Source organism: Streptomyces sp. NPDC111744, assembly GCF_055634995.1.
The window spans coordinates 83,347-99,603 of the sequence record NZ_JBVKCG010000017.1 but is presented as its reverse complement, the minus strand read 5'-3'; the positions used below and the strand labels follow the sequence as shown (position 1 = coordinate 99,603).

The window sequence follows — 16,257 nt, the reverse complement described above, 5'->3', positions numbered from 1 at the left end:
CCATCGGTGTGAACCCCACAGGTGCCCTCCTTGGGCCGCCCGGACGCTGTCGTCGTATTGACGCACAGTATGCGGCATGTGCGCGCTCGATAACCGACAGTCAGGGCCTACCACCTCGTTGCTCACGGAGCCGGGGCCGCCACGTCGTCGGGGCAGGGTGCTGCGGCGGCTGCTGGTCGTCGCGCTGGCGGGCGGGGCGGTGGCCGGCGGGGCGCTGATGCTGTGGCCGCACAAGCCGGAGCCGCACCGCGCCGCACCGCCCCCGGCGGCCGGGCCCGGGGCCCAGGCGAAGGCCCGGGCCGCGGCACAGGCGGCGACGCAGACGGCCGTCGTCAACGGCCTGCCCGCCGCGCTGCCCGACCTCACCACGCTCATCGGCGCACGCGAGAGCCGGGTGCGGGCACAGCCGAAGGACGCGCGGGCCTGGGCGGTGCTCGGGGCCGCGTACGTCGAGCGGGCGCACCGGACCGCCGACACGGCCGACTATCCCCGGGCCGAGCGTGCCCTGCGGACCTCCCTCCAGGTGGCAGGCAAGGGCAACACCGACGCGCTGGCCGGTCTCGCCGCACTGGCGAACGCCCGCCGGGACTTCCCCACGGCCAAGCGGTTCGGTGAGGAGGCGCTGAAGGCGGCGCCGAAGCGGTGGTCGACGTATCCGGCGCTGATCGACGCCTACAACGGGCTCGGCGACTACAAGGCGGCCCGGTCCGCGCTCGACAAGCTGATGGCGCTGAAGGTCGGGGCGGCCGTGAAGCCGGCCGTCAAGGCACGGGCCTCGGCCGTGTACCGGGACCGGGGCTGGCGCGAGGACGCGGTGGCGCAGGTGACGGATGCGGCGGCGGCCGCCGGGTCCCCCGCCGAGCAGGCCGCGTATCTGACCCAGGCCGGACAGCTGGCCTGGGAGCGGGGCGAACGGGACGACGCGCTACAGCACTTCAAGGCGGCCGTACGCCTTGACCCCGACCAGTCGGCGGCGCGGGCCGGACAGGGGCGGGCGCTCGCCGCGCTGGGCCGCACGCAGGAGGCGCTGACCGCGTACCAGGGGGCCCTCGCGCACCGGCCGACCCCGCAGGTCGCCCTGGAGCTGGCCGAGTTGTACGAGTCGCTGGGGATGGGGCGGCGGGCGGAAACGCAGTACGCCCTGCTGCGGACGCAGGTGCGGCGGGAGCTGGACGCCGGGGTCGACGACGAGCTGCTGATCGGGCAGTACGAGGCGGACCACGGGGATGTCGAGGAGGCGGTGCAGCGGCTGACGGACGAGTGGGAGCGGCAGCCGGGCATCGAGGTCGCGGACGCGCTCGGCTGGGCGCTGCACCGGGCCGGCGACGACACGGAGGCGCTGCACTACGCCTCTATCGCGACGGACTCGACGAAGGGCGGGGGGGTCCGCAGCGCGCCGTACGCCTTCCACCGGGGCATGATCGAACGCGATCTGGACCTGGACGCCCAGGCCCGCCGCCACCTCCAGGACGCCCTGCGCATCAACCCGTACTTCTCCCCGCTCCAGGGCCCGGTGGCCCGAGCCACCCTGGCCACCCTGGGCGACCAGCCACCGAACGAGGAGGCCCCGCAGTGAGGCACCGGCAGCCGGGCGCCGCCGGGCGCCGCCGTCGCGGCTGATCGCCGCCGCAGCGGAAGGAAGAGGGCAGCGGGGAGCGGCAGGGAGCGATGACGACCGAGGTCAATTCCTTTCCGTCGCAACGGTGCCCGGCCACGACAGCGGCAGCCGGGCACCGCCGATATCGCCGTCGCGGCGGAGAGAACTGACCGACGTCGTTTCTCTCCGCCGCAACGGCGCACGACCACGACAGCGGCACCCGGGGGTGCCGGACCGACCTCGGCCATGGTGGCTCGCCCAGCGACTCACCGGACTCACCGGGCCCACCGCCCCCCGGGCCCAGGGCCACCGCACGCACCGGGCCCACGGCCACCGGGCCACCGGGGCCCGGGGCCACCTGGCCCACCGCCCCCGCGCCCGCGCCCACGGCCACCGGGCCCACCGGGCCTGCCGGGGCCACCGAGGCCATCGGAGGCATCGGGCCTACCGGGGCCATCGGGCCTACCGAGGCCACCGAGGCCGCCGGGCGCACCGGGCGCATCTGAGCCCACCGGATTACCAGGCCCCCGAGGTCGTCGGGACGCCGAAATTCCGGCTCACAGGTTGCCGCGGCGCTCCTGCTCCCGTTCGATCGCCTCGAACAGGGCCTTGAAGTTGCCCTTGCCGAAGCCCATGGAGCCGTGGCGTTCGATGATCTCGAAGAAGACCGTCGGGCGGTCCTGGACCGGCTTGGTGAAGATCTGCAGAAGGTAGCCGTCCTCGTCCCGGTCGGCGAGGATCTTCAGCTCGCGCAGGGTGTCGACCGGCACCCGGGTGTCACCGACCCACTCGCCGAGGGTGTCGTAGTAGGAGTCGGGGGTGCTGAGGAACTCGACGCCGGCCGCGCGCATGGTGCGGACGGTCTCCACGATGTCGTTGCTGTTCAGCGCGATGTGCTGGACGCCCGCACCGCCGTAGAACTCCAGGTACTCGTCGATCTGGGACTTCTTCTTGGCGACGGCGGGCTCGTTGATCGGGAACTTGACCTTGAGGGTGCCGTCGGCGACGACCTTGGACATCAGCGCGCTGTACTCGGTGGCGATGTCGTCGCCCACGAACTCCTTCATGTTCGTGAAGCCCATGACCTTGTTGTAGAAGCCGACCCACTCGTTCATGCGGCCGAGTTCGACGTTGCCGACGCAGTGGTCGACGGCCTGGAAGGTGCGGCGGGCAGGGGGTTCGACGATCGGGGACGCGGCGACGAACCCCGGCAGGTACGGGCCGTCGTAGCCGGTGCGCTCGACGAGGGTGTGGCGGGTCTCGCCGTACGTGGCGATCGCGGCGAGGACCACCGTGCCGTGCTCGTCCTTCAGCTCGTACGGCTCGGCCACCGGGCGGGCTCCGTGCTCGACGGCGTACGCGTACGCGGCGCGGGCGTCCGGGACCTCGATGGCCAGGTCGACGACACCGTCGCCGTGCTCGGCAACATGCCGGCACAGGAAGGTGCCCCACTCGGTCTCCGGCCTGACGACGGAGGTGAGGACGAACCGGGCCGAGCCGTTCTCCAGGACGTAGCTCGCGGTCTCGCGGCTGCCGTTCTCCGGTCCGGAGTACGCGACCAGCCGCATGCCGAAGGCGCTGGAGTAGTAGTGCGCCGCCTGCTTGGCGTTGCCGACGGCGAAGACGACCGCGTCCATTCCCTTGACCGGGAAGGGATCGTCCTGCCGGGCGGTCGCGTCGGGAGTGTGCTGTGTGGTCTGCGTCATGGTCGAAGCGTGGCCCTGGCGCACAAGGTGCGCAATAGTTCCCGTTTCCGTTGGGCAATATGTTCAGCGGTACGGCCGCAATGGCAGACTTTCTGTGCAGGATGACCATCCGGAGGCGGGCATGGCGATCGATCATCTGGACGGGCGGATCCTGGTGCTGCTGGCCCGGGAACCGCGGATCGGCGTGCTGGAGATGTCCCGTCGGCTGGGGGTGGCGCGCGGGACCGTGCAGGCGCGGCTCGACCGGCTTCAGTCGAATGGAGTGATCCAGGGATTCGGCCCGCAGGTGGACGCGGCTGCCCTCGGCTACCCGGTCACCGCGTTCGCCACGCTGCAGATCCGGCAGGGCCAAGGCCCGGACGTGCGGGCGCACTTGGCGACCGTGCCGGAGGTGCTGGAGCTGCACACCACCACCGGCACCGGGGACATGCTGTGCCGGCTGGTGGCCCGCTCCAACGCCGATCTCCAGCGGGTGATCGACCGGGTCGTCGGTTTTGATGGCATTGTCCGGGCCTCCACGGCGATCGTCATGGAGAACCCCGTTCCGCTGCGGATCATCCCGCTGGTGGAACAGGCCGCGGCGGACAGCGAAGGGACGACCTGACCGGTTCGTTCGGAGTTCGGAGTCGGAGTTCGGAGTCGGAGTTCGGGGTGAGTGCGCGTGAGCTTCTGGGAGTACCTGGGCAACCGGCACCAGACCCTGCTCACGGACGCCGATCCGGCCGTGCGAGGGGCCGCGGACATGTACCTCCACGAAGTGGCCGGTGCCCAGATCCAGAACCTGTCCAGCTGGCTGGGCAACCGCGCGAGCTGGCCCGAGGAGTGGAAGCCCGCCTGGAACATGAGCAGCGCGACGCTCCGGCTCACCCCGGACCTGGCCCGCGCACTCGTCTCCGAACTGCACGCCGTGATCGACGGCTACCGGGACCGCGTCCCCGAAGCGGACACCCCCGACGCCGAGCAAGTACGCATCCACACGCACCTGTTCCCCATCGAGACGGACTGAGAGGCACGACATGCACACGCAAGCCCAGCTCGCCCAGCTCGCCCAGCACCGGACGACGGAACTGCACGCGCAGGCGGACGCCTGTCGCCTGGCGACAGCGGCCAAGGCTCCGAGGCGCGAACTCCGTACGCGACTCGGCTGGACCTTGGTGGAAGTAGGCCTGCGCCTGGCTTCTCCGGCCCCGGCGACTGCTTAAGGGGACGGGGCCGTGTCAATATGCGGCTCCGCCGCGTGGGCGCGACCAGCCCCCACACACCCGCACCCGCACCCGCACCCGCACCCGCACCCGCACCCGCACCCACACCCGAAACTCAACAGGCAGGGACCTTCGCCCCCTTCTCCAACGCCACCAAATCGCTGACCGCCCCCTTCAGCGTCGTCACCGGCACCAACCGCAAGCCCTTCGGCAACTCCGCCTTGGCGTCCGCGCACTCATCCTTCGGCACAAGGAAAACGGTCGCCCCGTCCCGCCGCGCGGCCTGCGTCTTCAGCGCGACCCCGCCCACGGCCCCCACAGTCCCGTCCGCGCTGATGGTCCCCGTACCGGCGATGTTCTTCCCCCCGCTGAGGTCTCCCCCGCTCCCGTTCCCGTCCAGCTTGTCGACGATCCCGAGCGAGAACAGCAACCCCGCACTGGGCCCACCCACATCCGCCAGTTTCAAGGTCACCTTGACCTTGCTCGCGCTGAGCCCGAGGTACTTCAGCGCGGCCTGGGTCGCCGCGTCCTGCGACTGCTCCATCTGCTCGGTGTTGTGCTGTTCGATCTCCTTGACGTTGCCACCGCTCGGATACACCGAGTCGCGCGGCATCACCGCCCGGTCCGTCCGGAACCAGTCGCCGATGACGTCACCCAGCGACACCCGGGCGTCCGGCCCGGTCGCCTCGATCGTCGTCATCCGCAGCTGCCCGCTGGTCGTCCGGGTGGGCGCCCCGGAGATGGTGATCACCGGGGTGCCCTGGTTGTCGCCGAGCACGTTCGCCGTCAGCCCGGGCTGGGCCACCGAGAACGGCAACGGCGCGAAGACGGCCGTACCGATCAGAGCCACGACGGGAACCGCACAGACGGCGATGGCCTGGAGACGCGTGAGACGTGAGAGCACGGAGTCAATCTAACGTGGCAACCACTTCAGGCCATCGCCCCGGCCCCTCAGCGCAACGCCTCCGCGACCTCCCGCGCCGCGTCCATGACCCGCGCTCCCACCCGCTCCGGCACCGAGTCGGCCAGCATCACGACCCCGACGCTCCCCTCGACCCCGGTGACCCCGAGCAGCGGGGCGGCCGCACCGCTCGCTCCGGCCTCCAGTTCGCCGTGGGTCAGCGTGTACCCGGGGTCGTCCTTCGGCGAGTGCCGCGCGGACAGGATCGCCTTCCCGGCGGCCCCCCGGTCCAGCGGGTGGCGGAACCCGGCCCGGTACGCCACGTGGTATTCGGTCCAGCTCGGTTCGACGACCGCGACGGCGAGCGCCTCGGTCCCGTCGACCAGCGTCAGATGTGCCGTCGCCCCGATGTCCTCGGCGAGCGACCGCAGGGCCGGCAGGGCGGCTTCCCGTACCAGCGGGTGCACCTGCCGCCCAAGGCGCAGTACTCCAAGGCCGACCCGGGCTCGCCCGCCCAGGTCACGCCGTACCAGCGCATGCTGCTCAAGCGTGGCGAGCAACCGATAGACCACGGTCCGGTTCACGCCCAGTTTGTTGGAAAGCTCGGTGACGGTCAGCCCGTGGTCCGTGTCGGCCAGCAGTTTGAGGACCCGCAGTCCCCGGTCGAGCGTCTGAGAGGTCTCCGCGGTCACGACGCCCACTCCTTAAGTGGTGAGGCCGGCAGCCTCCGACGCGGCGGATGCGTCGCCGAGTCCCGTCAGCGACGCGCTTCAGAGGCCGCCGATCGGCAGGACGGCCCGGCGGCTCCGGGCCCAGTCGCTTCACGGCTGCGCTCCGCGGCTGCGCTGCCACGGGGCGTGTGCGTAGCGGGACAGTAGCGAAGGGGGTTCGCTGAGCGGAAGCCTCCGTCCAGAATCCGGTCATGCTCCGGTACGGACTGCTTCCGTATGTGGCGGTATATACGCTGCGCACTCCTGGGACCACCCCGGGTTCACCCCGGTGTCACCGCATGCGGGTGGCCCACTCCTGCACCTTGGCGATCCGCTGCCGGAGCTGTCCCGCGGTGGCCTCCGCACTGGGCGGCCCCCCGCACACCCGGCGCAGCTCGGTGTGAATCACCCCGTGCGGCTTGCCGCTCTGGTGCACATACGCGCTCACCATCGTGTTCAGCTGCTTCCGCAGCTCCATCATCTCCTTGTGGGAGACGACGGGCCGCCGTTCCGCGGGCAGTTCCAGCAGGTCGGCCTCGTCGTCCGGCTTCTTGCGGCTGTGCGCGATCTGCCGGGCCTGCCGTTTCTGCAGCAGCAGCTGCACCTGGTCGGGCTCCAGCAGTCCCGGGATGCCGAGATAGTCCTGCTCCTCCTCGCTCCCCGGGTGCGCCTGCATACCGAACTCGGCGCCGTCGTACAGGACCCGGTCGAAGACGGCCTCGGACTCCAGCGCCTCGAAGGCGAACTGCTCCTGCTCGCCGGTGTCCTCGTCCTGCTCCTTGTTCGCCTCCTCCATCTCCTTCTCGGACTCGGCGTACGGGTCCTCCTCGCCATCCTTCTTGGGCTTGTCGAGGGCGTGGTCGCGCTCGACCTCCATCTCGTTGGCGAAGGTCAGCAGGTCGGGGACGGTCGGCAGGAACACGGACGCGGTCTCGCCGCGCCGCCGGGAGCGCACGAAACGGCCGACGGCCTGGGCGAAGAAGAGGGGGGTCGAAATGGTGGTGGCGTACACCCCGACGGCGAGCCGGGGGACGTCGACACCCTCGGACACCATCCGCACCGCGACCATCCACCGGTCGTCGCTCGCGCTGAAGGCGTCGATGCGCTTGGACGCACCGGTGTCGTCGGAGAGGACGAGGGTCGCCTTGTTGCCCGTGATCTCGCGGATGAGCTTGGCGTAGGCACGCGCCGACTCCTGGTCGGAGGCGATCACCAGAGCCCCCGCGTCGGGGATGGCCTTGCGCACCTCGGTCAGCCGCTGGTCGGCGGCGCGCAGCACGGCCGGCATCCACTCACCGCGCGGATCGAGCGCCGTACGCCAGGCCTGGCTGACGGCGTCCTTGGTCATCGGCTCGCCGAGCCGAGCGGCGATTTCGTCCCCCGCCTTGGTCCGCCAGCGCATGTTGCCGCTGTAGGAGAGGAAGATGACCGGGCGGACGACGTGGTCGGCGAGCGCGTTGCCGTACCCGTAGGTGTAGTCGGCGGCGGACCGCCGGATCCCGTCCTGCCCCTCCTCGTACGTCACGAAGGGGATGGGGTTGGTGTCGGACCGGAAGGGCGTACCGGTCAGCGCCAGCCGCCGGGTCGCCGGCTCGAACGCCTCCAGGCAGGCCTCGCCCCAGGACTTGGAGTCACCGGCGTGATGGATCTCGTCGAGGATGACCAGCGTCTTGCGCTGCTCGACCCGGTTGCGGTGCAACATGGGCCGCACCCCGACACCGGCATAGGTGACGGCGACCCCGTCGTACTCCCTGCTGAGCGGTCCGGCGCTGTACTCGGGGTCGAGCTTGATCCCTATCCTTGCCGCGGCCTCCGCCCACTGCTTCTTCAGATGCTCGGTGGGCGCGACGACGGTGACCTGCTGCACGACATGGTGGTGCAGCAGCCAGGACGCGAGGGTCAGCGCGAACGTCGTCTTGCCGGCGCCGGGTGTGGCGACGGCGAGAAAGTCACGCGGCTGCTCCTGGACGTACTTCTCCATGGCCCCCTGCTGCCAGGCACGCAGCTTGCTGGCGGTACCCCAGGGCGCCCGGCCGGGGAAGGCGGGCGAAAGGTGGTGGGAGGACGAGGAGGCGCTGGCGGCGGTGGTAGTCACGGTCTCCGTAGTAAGGGGTCGGGCGGCTACGTATGCGTATGACAACCGGGCCACCCTACCGGCGTCCCACCGCTGTCAACGCGCGGACAAGCCCGCCTTCCCCTGGGGTGGGACCCACGTCACAGATCATCACGAAGCCGGGTCGTCACCCAGGCCCCGACGAGCGCCACGACCGCCATCGGCAGGAACACGACGGCGAAGGCGGCCGGATGAGAACCGGAACCACTCACCCCCGTCATGCTTCCGCCGCCGAGGGAGGCGAAGGCGGCACCGGTCACGGCGAGCAGGACGACGTTCGACAGGGCGTCGGAGATCTGCAGGGCGGCCGAGTTGGCGCCGGCCTCCTGCGGGGCGGAGAGCCGGAGCATCAGCACGCTGGACGAGGCGATCACCAGGCCCATCCCGAAGCAGCCGAAGCCCCAGGCGACGGCGACGATCCACACCGGCACGCCGTGCACGAGCACACTGGGCGCGGTGGCGATCGCCGCGGCGACCAGCACCATCCCGAGAGTCATCAGCCGCTCCCGGTACGGCGCCACGCGCGGCCGCGCCTGCACCCACGAACCCACCGCCCAGGTCACCCCGCCCGCCGCCAGCGAGAACCCGGCGAGCGTCGGCGACAACCCCCGCTGGGTGACGAGCATCAGCGGCACGAAGGACTCGGCGGAGACGAACGCGCCGGCCGCGATCCCGCGCAGCAGCACGACCGACGGCAGCCCGCGCGTCGCACGGTAGGTCCCGCGCGGCAGCAGCCCGAGTACGGCGGGGACGAGCAACGCACCCCCGGCGATCCCCGGCAGCAGGGACACCCACCGCAGGTCCTGAGCCGCGTACTGCAGCAGCCCCGCGCCGAGAGAGATACCGAACGCGAGCCGGATCCGCCGCCGTTCGAAGGCCTCCCCGGCCCGCTCCGCGACCGGCCCGCCGGCCCGCCGCCGTATCTGGGGAAGGGCGAGCGCCACCGGGAAGACCACGAGCGCCGGGATGCCGAGGAACACCCACCGCCACCCGAGATGCTCGGTCACCGCTCCGGCGGCCAGCGGCCCGACGATGGACGGCACCACCCAGCCGGCGGCGAAGGCGGCCATGATCGAGGGCCGCAACCGCTCCGGATAGGCCCGCCCCACGACCACGTACAGCGCGACGATGACCAGCCCGCCCCCGAACCCCTGCACGGCCCGCCCCAGGATGAACACCCACATGACCTGAGCGGTCCCGGCGACCACAAGCCCGACGGCGAAGGCCCCGATCCCCGTGGTCAGCGCCCCGAGCGGCCCCCGACGGTCCGACCACTGCCCGGCCAGCACCATGCCGAAGAGACTGGTCGTGAAGTACCCGGAGAAGGCGAACGCGTACAGCGACACCCCGTCCAGCTCCCGCGCGGCAACGGGCATCGCCGTCCCGACGGCGGTCGCCTCGAAGGCGATCAGCAGCACGACGGACACGATGCCGACGCTCAGTGCCCGATAGGACCGCCCCAGCACACCCTCGCCGTAGGCTCTGTCAGCTGTCTCATCTGCGACAACGGCGTCGCTGGGCTCAAGGGCGGTCATACCGACCAAGGTAAGCCCCAACCCCCACTTTGGCCCCTGTCGCGAGCCCCACCCCACCTCGGACCTTGGTCGTAGACCCGCCGTTGCCTCCGGTTCGTGAACGCCGTATGGCAGTCCCGTTGCAGCCCCGCCGATCCCCTTGAGCCCCTCCCCCGCACCCCCGTACCTTCGACTCACCGACACGGCCGTGTGCCCGAGTGGTTCAGGGGCTCGCCTGCAAAGCGAGTTACGTGGGTTCGATTCCCGCCACGGCCTCTACCAGTAGGTCTGACCTGCACTTTTGTAGGTCAGCTGGAGTCAGTGGGGCGTCCAGCCGCGCAGCGTGGCGTTGATGGTCGAAGGGAACGCGGTCTCGGACGCGGCGGCGTCAAGAGCTCCGGCCAGTTCGAGGGTGACCAGCCCGTGCAGGGTCACCCACAGCGAGACGGCGATCAGCGTCGCCTCGCCTGCGAGGACGGAGTCCGCGACGGCGCGTTCAATCGCGGCGAGGAGCGGCCGGACAGGGTCGCGGGGGCCGACCACGCCCGACGGGTCGAAGGACTGCACGCCACCGAACAACACGGTGTAGAGGTGGCGGTGTTCGCGCCCCCATCGCCGGTACGCGGTGGCCAGTGCGTAAAGGTCTGCGAGGGCGTCGTCGGTGGCCGGAACCGCCGACAGACTCTCGAACAGGCCGGCGACCGCTCTGTCGCGCACCTCGCCGACCAGCGCGTCCTTGCCGTCGAACAGCGTGTACACCGCCGCCGTGGATGTCCCGGCGGCAGCGGCCAGGGCGCGGACGGTGACCGACTCCTGCGGATGTGTGGCGAACATCTCGGTCGCGCATGCCACAAGCCGCTCTTTGACGGCGGCGTCGTTCGTTCTCGGCCTACCCACGAAGAGCAGCCTACCGGTTCTGATAACGTCGTTTTGAAACGACGTTCTGAAACTGTCGGGAGACTGCCATGCCATCGCTTGTTGTCTTACGTCCGGTCGTCCGCTTCGCCGTTCGCCTGCTCTCGGCCGGAGCCGCCGTCGTGGGACTGGTCGTCGTCTTTCTGGCGCTGATCGTCCTCACGGACGGGGCGGGTTCGGGGCTCGCCGCGTGGGCGGCGACCCTCGGGATCGCGATCGTCGCCGCACTGGGGCGAGGGCGGCACCGGGCCTGGCGGGGGCGACTCGTGCCGTTCCTGCCCGTGATCGTCGCGGCCGCGTTGACGGCGTCGGTCTGCATCCCGACAGAGCCCACGGCGCGACGGTATCCATCCGCCCTGCCGTTCGTGGCCACGCAGCACTGGAGCCTGGCCACGGGCAGCCGGGTAGCGGTGTACCACTACCCGCCCGGGAACGCCGGTACCCGGCGCCCCGTTCCGCTCGTGTACCTCAACGGAGGGCCGGTGCGCGGCATCTCGGTGCTCGACCACCGGTTCCTGCAGCTCCTTGCCCGGCAGGGTTACGACGTCTACGCCTACGAGCAGGCCGGCGGCGGACGGAGCGATCTGCTGTCCATGGACCAGTACACGATCTCCAGGTCGGTCCGCGACTTCGGCGCCTTCGTGGACCGGCTGGGCAAGGGCAGGGTCGACGTCCTCGGATTCTCCTCGGGCGCGGTCGTGCTCACCCGGGCCCTGGCGGCCCCGCGCGTCGCCGCACGTGTTCACCGGGCGATCATCGCCGAGCCCGGCCCGATGGACGGCCCTACCACGCGGATCACCGGACACAAGGGCCGGCCGTCCGCGCGCGGCATCGCACCGGCCGTGACCGGACCGCGCTCGATGCGCGTGCCACGCTATGCCGTCGCGTTCGGCCTCATGCGGCTCGGGCTCCTCAGCCCCGACAGCGGCCTGGTGGGACAGGCCGAAGGTGACAACGCGTTCACCGCCGCCGATCTCGGCAGCGACACCGCATCCGACTACTGCGCGCGGGACGCGCACCGCATTCCCGTGGAGGACACCGGGCGGAACTTCTCCTTCAGTCCCGCCGCCAGCCTCCGCGTCCAGCAGACGGTCAAGGACTCACCCCCCATCGCCGTGCAGTTGAGGCGCTCCCGGACGCCCGCGATGCTGATGATCGCCGAGTGCTCCTCCCAGGTCCGGCAGTGGGAGACGGCCGTCCTCGCCGGCGACCCCGCCGTCCAACGCACGCAGGAGATGCCCGGAGTCGGACACCACATGTGGAACGGCCTCGACGACAACAACCAACGGGCCGTCGCCGTCGTCACCGCGTTCCTCCAGGACAAACCGGCGCCACTGCCGAACTACCCGACCCGCAGCGACATCCCCGCCTTTCTCCGCGACCACAAGTGACCAGAACCTGCGGCCTGTGCGGAAGTGCCGCTGACCCGCGGCGGTCCCCGTCCGTCAAGTCCCCTTCCTGTCCCCCGTGCGAGCTACGTGCAGGTGTCCACTGCGTGGTGACGATTCCGGGGGCGGCGATCCGTAGTGTTCGGGCCAGTTCCGCGGCGGTCGGCTGCGGGTTCTGTGGAGGAGTCGTCATGAGGCTGGTTTGGCAGTTGTTGGCGGTTGCGGTGGTCGCCTTCGTCGGTGGGCAGGCGGTCGCCGCGGTGGAGGGGAACTGGTTTCTCACCCTGGTTCTCGGTCTGCTGACGGCCGTGGCCTCGCTGTTCGTCTACGGGTGGGTGGTACGGCGGACCGAGCGCCGGCCGAGCACCGAGGTGGGGCGGGACGGTGCCCGGGCGGCGTTTGTGCGCGGTGCGCTGATAGGGGTGGTGACGTTCGCGTGTGTGATCGCGAACATCGCCTTTCTCGGTGACTACACCGTGCACGGCCTGGGGTCGGTGACGGTCGCGGTGGGGCTGGTCGGGTCCATGGCCGGCGCCGCGGTGACCGAGGAACTGCTGTTCCGGGGCGTTCTGTTCCGGATCGTCGAGGAACGCACCGGGACCTGGATCGCGCTGACGTCGACCGGCGCCCTGTTCGGGATGATGCATCTGCTCAACAAGGACGCGACGGTGTGGGGCGCCCTCGCCATCACGATAGAGGCCGGCGGCATGCTCGGCGCCGCGTACGCCGCCACCCGCACCCTCTGGCTGCCGATCGGCCTGCACTTCGGCTGGAACTTCGCCGAGTCCGCCGTCTTCGGCACCGAGGTCTCCGGCAGCGGGGCGCAGCAGGGGCTGCTGGACGCCACCACCTCGGGGTCGCAGCTGATCACCGGCGGCGAGTTCGGGCCGGAGGCCAGCGTGTACTCGGTGCTGCTCGGGGTCCTGGTGACGGTCGCGTTCCTGCGGCTGGCGCACCGGCGCGGTCACCTGGTGCCCCGCCGCCGTCGGGGCACCCCGGCCGGCTCCGTCGCTACACTGCCCCGGTGATCAGTCCCCGGCAGGTGCCCGGCTGGTGGCACCGGCTCGATGTGACGGTCCGGGACCTGCCGCTCGGGCTGCTGCTCCTGGCCGGCTCCTTCCTGCCGACGCTGCACGGCAACGGGACCCAGGTCGGAGACCTGCCCACGCGCCCCTTCGACGCGCTGGCCGGGGTGGCGCTCGGCCTGGAGTGTCTGCCGCTCGCCCTGCGCCGGCGGTGGCCGGCCGTCTCTCTCGCCCTGGTGTCGCTCGGCTTCGCCGTCGACCAGATCCGCGCCTACCACTCGGTCGCGGGCGTCGCACTGCCCCTCGCGCTGCTGAGCACCGGTGCCCATCTGGCACGGCATCGGCGGGCCGGCGCGGTCCTGTTCTCCGCGGCCTATGTGCCGCTGGCGGTCGTGCTGCACCGGCTGGGGTCGGGGGGCGAGACGGCGAGCGAGTTCGTGACGTTCTATCTGGCGCTGGCCCTCGCCTGGGGCACCGGGGCGTGGCTGCGCGCCACCCGGACCGCGGAGGACGAACGCCGTCGGCGGGTCGCCGAGGACACCCGCACCAGCGAGCGCACCCGGATCGCCCGCGAGTTGCACGACGTGGTGACCCACCATGTGACGGCGATGGTCGTGCAGGCCGAGGCGGCACGGTATCTGACCGCCGCGCCCGAGCGGCTCGACCAGACCCTGACCGCCGTCAGCGACACCGGGCGGCGGGCCATCGCCGACCTGCGCCATCTGCTCGACCTGCTCAACCCCGACCACGGCACCGGCACCGGCACCGACACCGACGTCAGGACGCCGCCCGCCGGCCGGCTGCTCACGCTGGTGGAGCAGACGCGCCGGGCCGGGCAGCCGGTGGAGTTCACCGAGGAGGGCACGCCGACCCAGTCGGCCGGCAGCGCCGACCTGGTGGCCTACCGGGTGGTGCAGGAAGCCCTGACGAACGCCCTCAAGTACGCCCACGGCAGCCGCACTTCGGTGCGGGTGCGCCATGGTGAGAAGGAGATCACCGTGGAGGTCGGCACGGACGGGTCCGGCTCCGCCGCCGCGTCCCCCGGCGGGAGCGGACGAGGACTCGTCGGCCTCCGGGAACGTGTGGACGTCCTGGGCGGCGAGTTCAGCGCGGAGCACGCGGCCGACGGCGGCTTCGTCGTACGGGCGCGGATACCCGCGGGGAACCCGTCGTGACCGCGGCTGGCGGGGAATCCGGCGTGAGCGCCGTGGGCGGGGCGCCGATCCGGGTCCTGGTCTGTGACGACCAGGTGCTGATCCGCACCGGCCTGGCGACGATCATCGACGCCCAGCCCGATCTGGAGGTGGCCGGTGAGTGCGGGGACGGGCAGGCCGCGGTCGACCTCGCCGGCCGGCTGCGCCCGGACGTCGTCGTCATGGACGTCCGGATGCCGGTGCTCGACGGCATCGAGGCCACCCGTCTGCTCGCCGGAGCCGGGGTGCCGCATCCGGTGAAGGTGCTCGTGGTGACGACGTTCAACCTGGACGAGTACGTCTACGAGGCGCTGCGCGCGGGCGCGAGCGGCTTTCTGCTCAAGGACGCACCGCCGGACCGACTGCTGCACGGCATACGGACCGTGGCCACGGGTGCGGCTCTGCTGGACCCCGAGGTGACCCGCCAACTGGTCGGCCGGTACGCCGCCCGGATCCGCCCCGCCGACGGCGGCACCCCTGACGACATCCCGCTGACCCCGCGCGAACTGGAGGTCCTGCGCCTGATCGCGGACGGACTCTCCAACAGCGAGATCGCCGCGACCCTTCTGATCAGCCCGGAGACCGTCAAGACCTTCGTCTCCCGCATCCTCACCAAGCTCGGCCTGCGCGACCGGGTCCAGGCGGTCGTCTACGCCTACCGCCAGGGCCTGGTGACCTGACCTCCCCTGTCTCCCCCTGTCTCCCCCCGTCTTCCCCGGGCCCCTCGCTCAGAGCACCCCGCCCGCCTCGTCCTGGAACAGTTCCGTCCAGTAGTGCCAGTCGGCGTCCGTGGTCGCGGGTGTGGGGTCGATCGTCGCGAGGGTGTGGAGCATGGTCGCGGCGAGCTGGTCGTAGGCCTCCGTGGTGAGTTCGTGGCCCAGGTGCTCGTCGATGGTGCGCTCGTGGTGGAGGAGCCACAGGGTGAAGGCGAGGGTGGAGATGTCCGTGTTGAGGGGGTAGAGGGTCGCCTCGGGCTGGGAGAAGTTGAGGATCGCGCCGGTGGTGCCGTCCACGACCAGGCTGTTCTCCTCGGCCAGGTAGCCGAGGCGTATCAGGTGGTCGGCGTGGGACGGGAGGGAGTCCAGGGGAAAGCCGCCCGGCTGTATGTCGGTGAAGTACTCCTTGAGGGTGGGCAGCGGGGCGTCCGGGTCGAGGTGGAACAGCACCGCGTCCTCCGGCAGGCCCGTCTCGCGCAGGAAGCGGCGGGTCGGCTGGTGGGTGAGCGTCGGCGGGAAGTCGACCTCCTCGAAGCGGGCCACCCGGCCCTGTCCGAACTCCTGGTCCAGGAGCCGGGCCGGCAGATCGACGGCGAGCCCGGAGTCCGTGCCGGGGCCCGCTATCAGGCTGAGGGGGCGGATCAGCGCCGTCGCCTTCCAGTACGGCGGGACCCGGCCGGCCGTGCCCTCCTCGAAGAGCTCCAGGAGCTTGCGGGAGGCCTCGGTCGCCGCCTTGGTGCCGTAGGTCCCGGCGAGGGAGGCGAAGCGGCCGCGCAGGCCCGTCAGTTCCTCGGTGACCGCGGCGAAGCGCAGCAGCGTCTCCAGCGAGGGCGCCAACGGGCGCGGGTCGGTCGGATCGACCAGGTAGGCCGTGGTGACCTCGCCGGTGCCGCCGTCGAGGAGGATCGACTCCGTGTCCAGGCCGGCCGGGGCGAGCAGCTCCCCTATCACCAGCCGGTCCCGGAGCTCCTCCGCGAGCCGGGACGGGCCGGCCGTTATGTCCGCGACGTCCGCGAGCGTGCGCAGGCCGGTCGTGCGCAGCGGCTCGAACGTCAACAGGCCGCCGGTGTGGGGGAGTCCGGGGCCGCTGAGCCACATGCGGGTCGGTTCGTGCGTGATGTAACGGTCCAGTTCTGCCTCGGTCAGCGTGATCGCCGCCGCATCGCTGCCGGTCGTGCTGGTCGTGCTCATCGCTGCCCCCGCGATCAATGAATTCAGGAAATGCAAGGAGGTCGGAGTGGTCTGTCGAAGGTCGTCCTGAGCAGGGCATGGTCTGC

15 protein-coding genes and 1 tRNA gene are annotated in these 16,257 nt (G+C 71.3%); 9 read left to right on the top strand and 7 right to left on the bottom strand.

Going from position 1 to position 16,257, the window contains the following annotated elements; translation table 11 throughout:
* Positions 1 to 76: 76 nt before the first annotated feature.
* A complete protein-coding gene (locus ACZ7OO_RS31340) occupies positions 77 to 1,576 on the top strand; it encodes a tetratricopeptide repeat protein (RefSeq protein WP_471509903.1) in 1,500 nt (499 codons plus the stop codon).
* Positions 1,577 to 2,154: 578 nt separating this feature from the next.
* Here ACZ7OO_RS31340 and hppD read toward each other — a convergent pair.
* Positions 2,155 to 3,303, bottom strand: a complete 1,149-nt coding sequence (gene hppD, locus ACZ7OO_RS31335; RefSeq protein ID WP_471509901.1) for a 4-hydroxyphenylpyruvate dioxygenase — start codon at positions 3,301 to 3,303, stop codon at positions 2,155 to 2,157.
* 121 nt (positions 3,304 to 3,424) lie between these two features.
* Here hppD and ACZ7OO_RS31330 point away from each other — a divergent pair, with 121 nt between their 5' ends.
* From ACZ7OO_RS31330 to ACZ7OO_RS31320, 3 genes are read left to right on the top strand one after another with little or no spacing between them, the layout of a single operon-like run.
* Positions 3,425 to 3,907: an Lrp/AsnC family transcriptional regulator gene (locus ACZ7OO_RS31330; protein ID WP_352220901.1), complete on the top strand. Its 483-nt coding sequence runs from the start codon at positions 3,425 to 3,427 to the stop codon at positions 3,905 to 3,907.
* Between the two features lie 57 nt (positions 3,908 to 3,964).
* On the top strand, positions 3,965 to 4,309 hold the full coding sequence (locus tag ACZ7OO_RS31325; protein ID WP_471509899.1) for a hypothetical protein: 345 nt from the start codon (positions 3,965 to 3,967) through the stop codon (positions 4,307 to 4,309).
* A gap of 10 nt (positions 4,310 to 4,319) precedes the next feature.
* Positions 4,320 to 4,505, top strand: a complete 186-nt coding sequence (locus tag ACZ7OO_RS31320) for a hypothetical protein (protein ID WP_471509897.1) — start codon at positions 4,320 to 4,322, stop codon at positions 4,503 to 4,505.
* A gap of 115 nt (positions 4,506 to 4,620) precedes the next feature.
* Here the strand turns inward: ACZ7OO_RS31320 and ACZ7OO_RS31315 are convergent, their stop codons facing one another.
* The 4 genes from ACZ7OO_RS31315 to ACZ7OO_RS31300 all read right to left on the bottom strand — a co-directional run bounded on the left by ACZ7OO_RS31315 (position 4,621) and on the right by ACZ7OO_RS31300 (position 9,764).
* Positions 4,621 to 5,409, bottom strand: a complete 789-nt coding sequence (locus ACZ7OO_RS31315) for a S16 family serine protease (protein ID WP_471509895.1) — start codon at positions 5,407 to 5,409, stop codon at positions 4,621 to 4,623.
* 47 nt (positions 5,410 to 5,456) lie between these two features.
* The gene (locus ACZ7OO_RS31310) at positions 5,457 to 6,098 is read right to left on the bottom strand and encodes an IclR family transcriptional regulator (protein WP_471509893.1); all 642 of its coding nucleotides are present in this window, start codon (positions 6,096 to 6,098) and stop codon (positions 5,457 to 5,459) included.
* 310 nt (positions 6,099 to 6,408) lie between these two features.
* Positions 6,409 to 8,211, bottom strand: coding sequence for a DEAD/DEAH box helicase (locus ACZ7OO_RS31305; protein WP_352220894.1), 1,803 nt, complete (start codon positions 8,209 to 8,211; stop codon positions 6,409 to 6,411).
* 119 nt (positions 8,212 to 8,330) lie between these two features.
* Positions 8,331 to 9,764 carry an MFS transporter gene (locus ACZ7OO_RS31300; protein ID WP_471509891.1) on the bottom strand — a complete coding sequence of 478 codons (1,434 nt, stop codon included), beginning with the start codon at positions 9,762 to 9,764 and terminating at the stop codon, positions 8,331 to 8,333.
* A gap of 183 nt (positions 9,765 to 9,947) precedes the next feature.
* Here ACZ7OO_RS31300 and ACZ7OO_RS31295 point away from each other — a divergent pair.
* Positions 9,948 to 10,019, top strand: a tRNA-Cys gene (locus tag ACZ7OO_RS31295).
* 42 nt (positions 10,020 to 10,061) lie between these two features.
* Here ACZ7OO_RS31295 and ACZ7OO_RS31290 read toward each other — a convergent pair.
* Entirely contained in the window at positions 10,062 to 10,640 is a 579-nt protein-coding gene (locus tag ACZ7OO_RS31290; RefSeq protein WP_471509889.1) for a TetR/AcrR family transcriptional regulator, read from the bottom strand.
* A gap of 68 nt (positions 10,641 to 10,708) precedes the next feature.
* Here ACZ7OO_RS31290 and ACZ7OO_RS31285 point away from each other — a divergent pair, with 68 nt between their 5' ends.
* The 4 genes from ACZ7OO_RS31285 to ACZ7OO_RS31270 all read left to right on the top strand — a co-directional run bounded on the left by ACZ7OO_RS31285 (position 10,709) and on the right by ACZ7OO_RS31270 (position 14,944).
* Positions 10,709 to 12,049, top strand: coding sequence for an alpha/beta fold hydrolase (locus tag ACZ7OO_RS31285; RefSeq protein ID WP_471509887.1), 1,341 nt, complete (start codon positions 10,709 to 10,711; stop codon positions 12,047 to 12,049).
* A 188-nt stretch (positions 12,050 to 12,237) separates the two neighbouring features.
* Positions 12,238 to 13,074: a lysostaphin resistance A-like protein gene (locus ACZ7OO_RS31280; RefSeq protein WP_471509885.1), complete on the top strand. Its 837-nt coding sequence runs from the start codon at positions 12,238 to 12,240 to the stop codon at positions 13,072 to 13,074.
* Entirely contained in the window at positions 13,071 to 14,246 is a 1,176-nt protein-coding gene (locus ACZ7OO_RS31275; RefSeq protein ID WP_471509883.1) for a sensor histidine kinase, read from the top strand. The genes ACZ7OO_RS31280 and ACZ7OO_RS31275 overlap by 4 nt, the downstream gene beginning before the upstream one ends.
* Before the next feature lie 23 nt (positions 14,247 to 14,269).
* Positions 14,270 to 14,944: a response regulator gene (locus ACZ7OO_RS31270; RefSeq protein WP_471509881.1), complete on the top strand. Its 675-nt coding sequence runs from the start codon at positions 14,270 to 14,272 to the stop codon at positions 14,942 to 14,944.
* Positions 14,945 to 14,992: 48 nt separating this feature from the next.
* Here ACZ7OO_RS31270 and ACZ7OO_RS31265 read toward each other — a convergent pair whose 3' ends face one another.
* Positions 14,993 to 16,171: an SUKH-4 family immunity protein gene (locus ACZ7OO_RS31265; protein ID WP_471509879.1), complete on the bottom strand. Its 1,179-nt coding sequence runs from the start codon at positions 16,169 to 16,171 to the stop codon at positions 14,993 to 14,995.
* Positions 16,172 to 16,257: the final 86 nt, after the last annotated feature.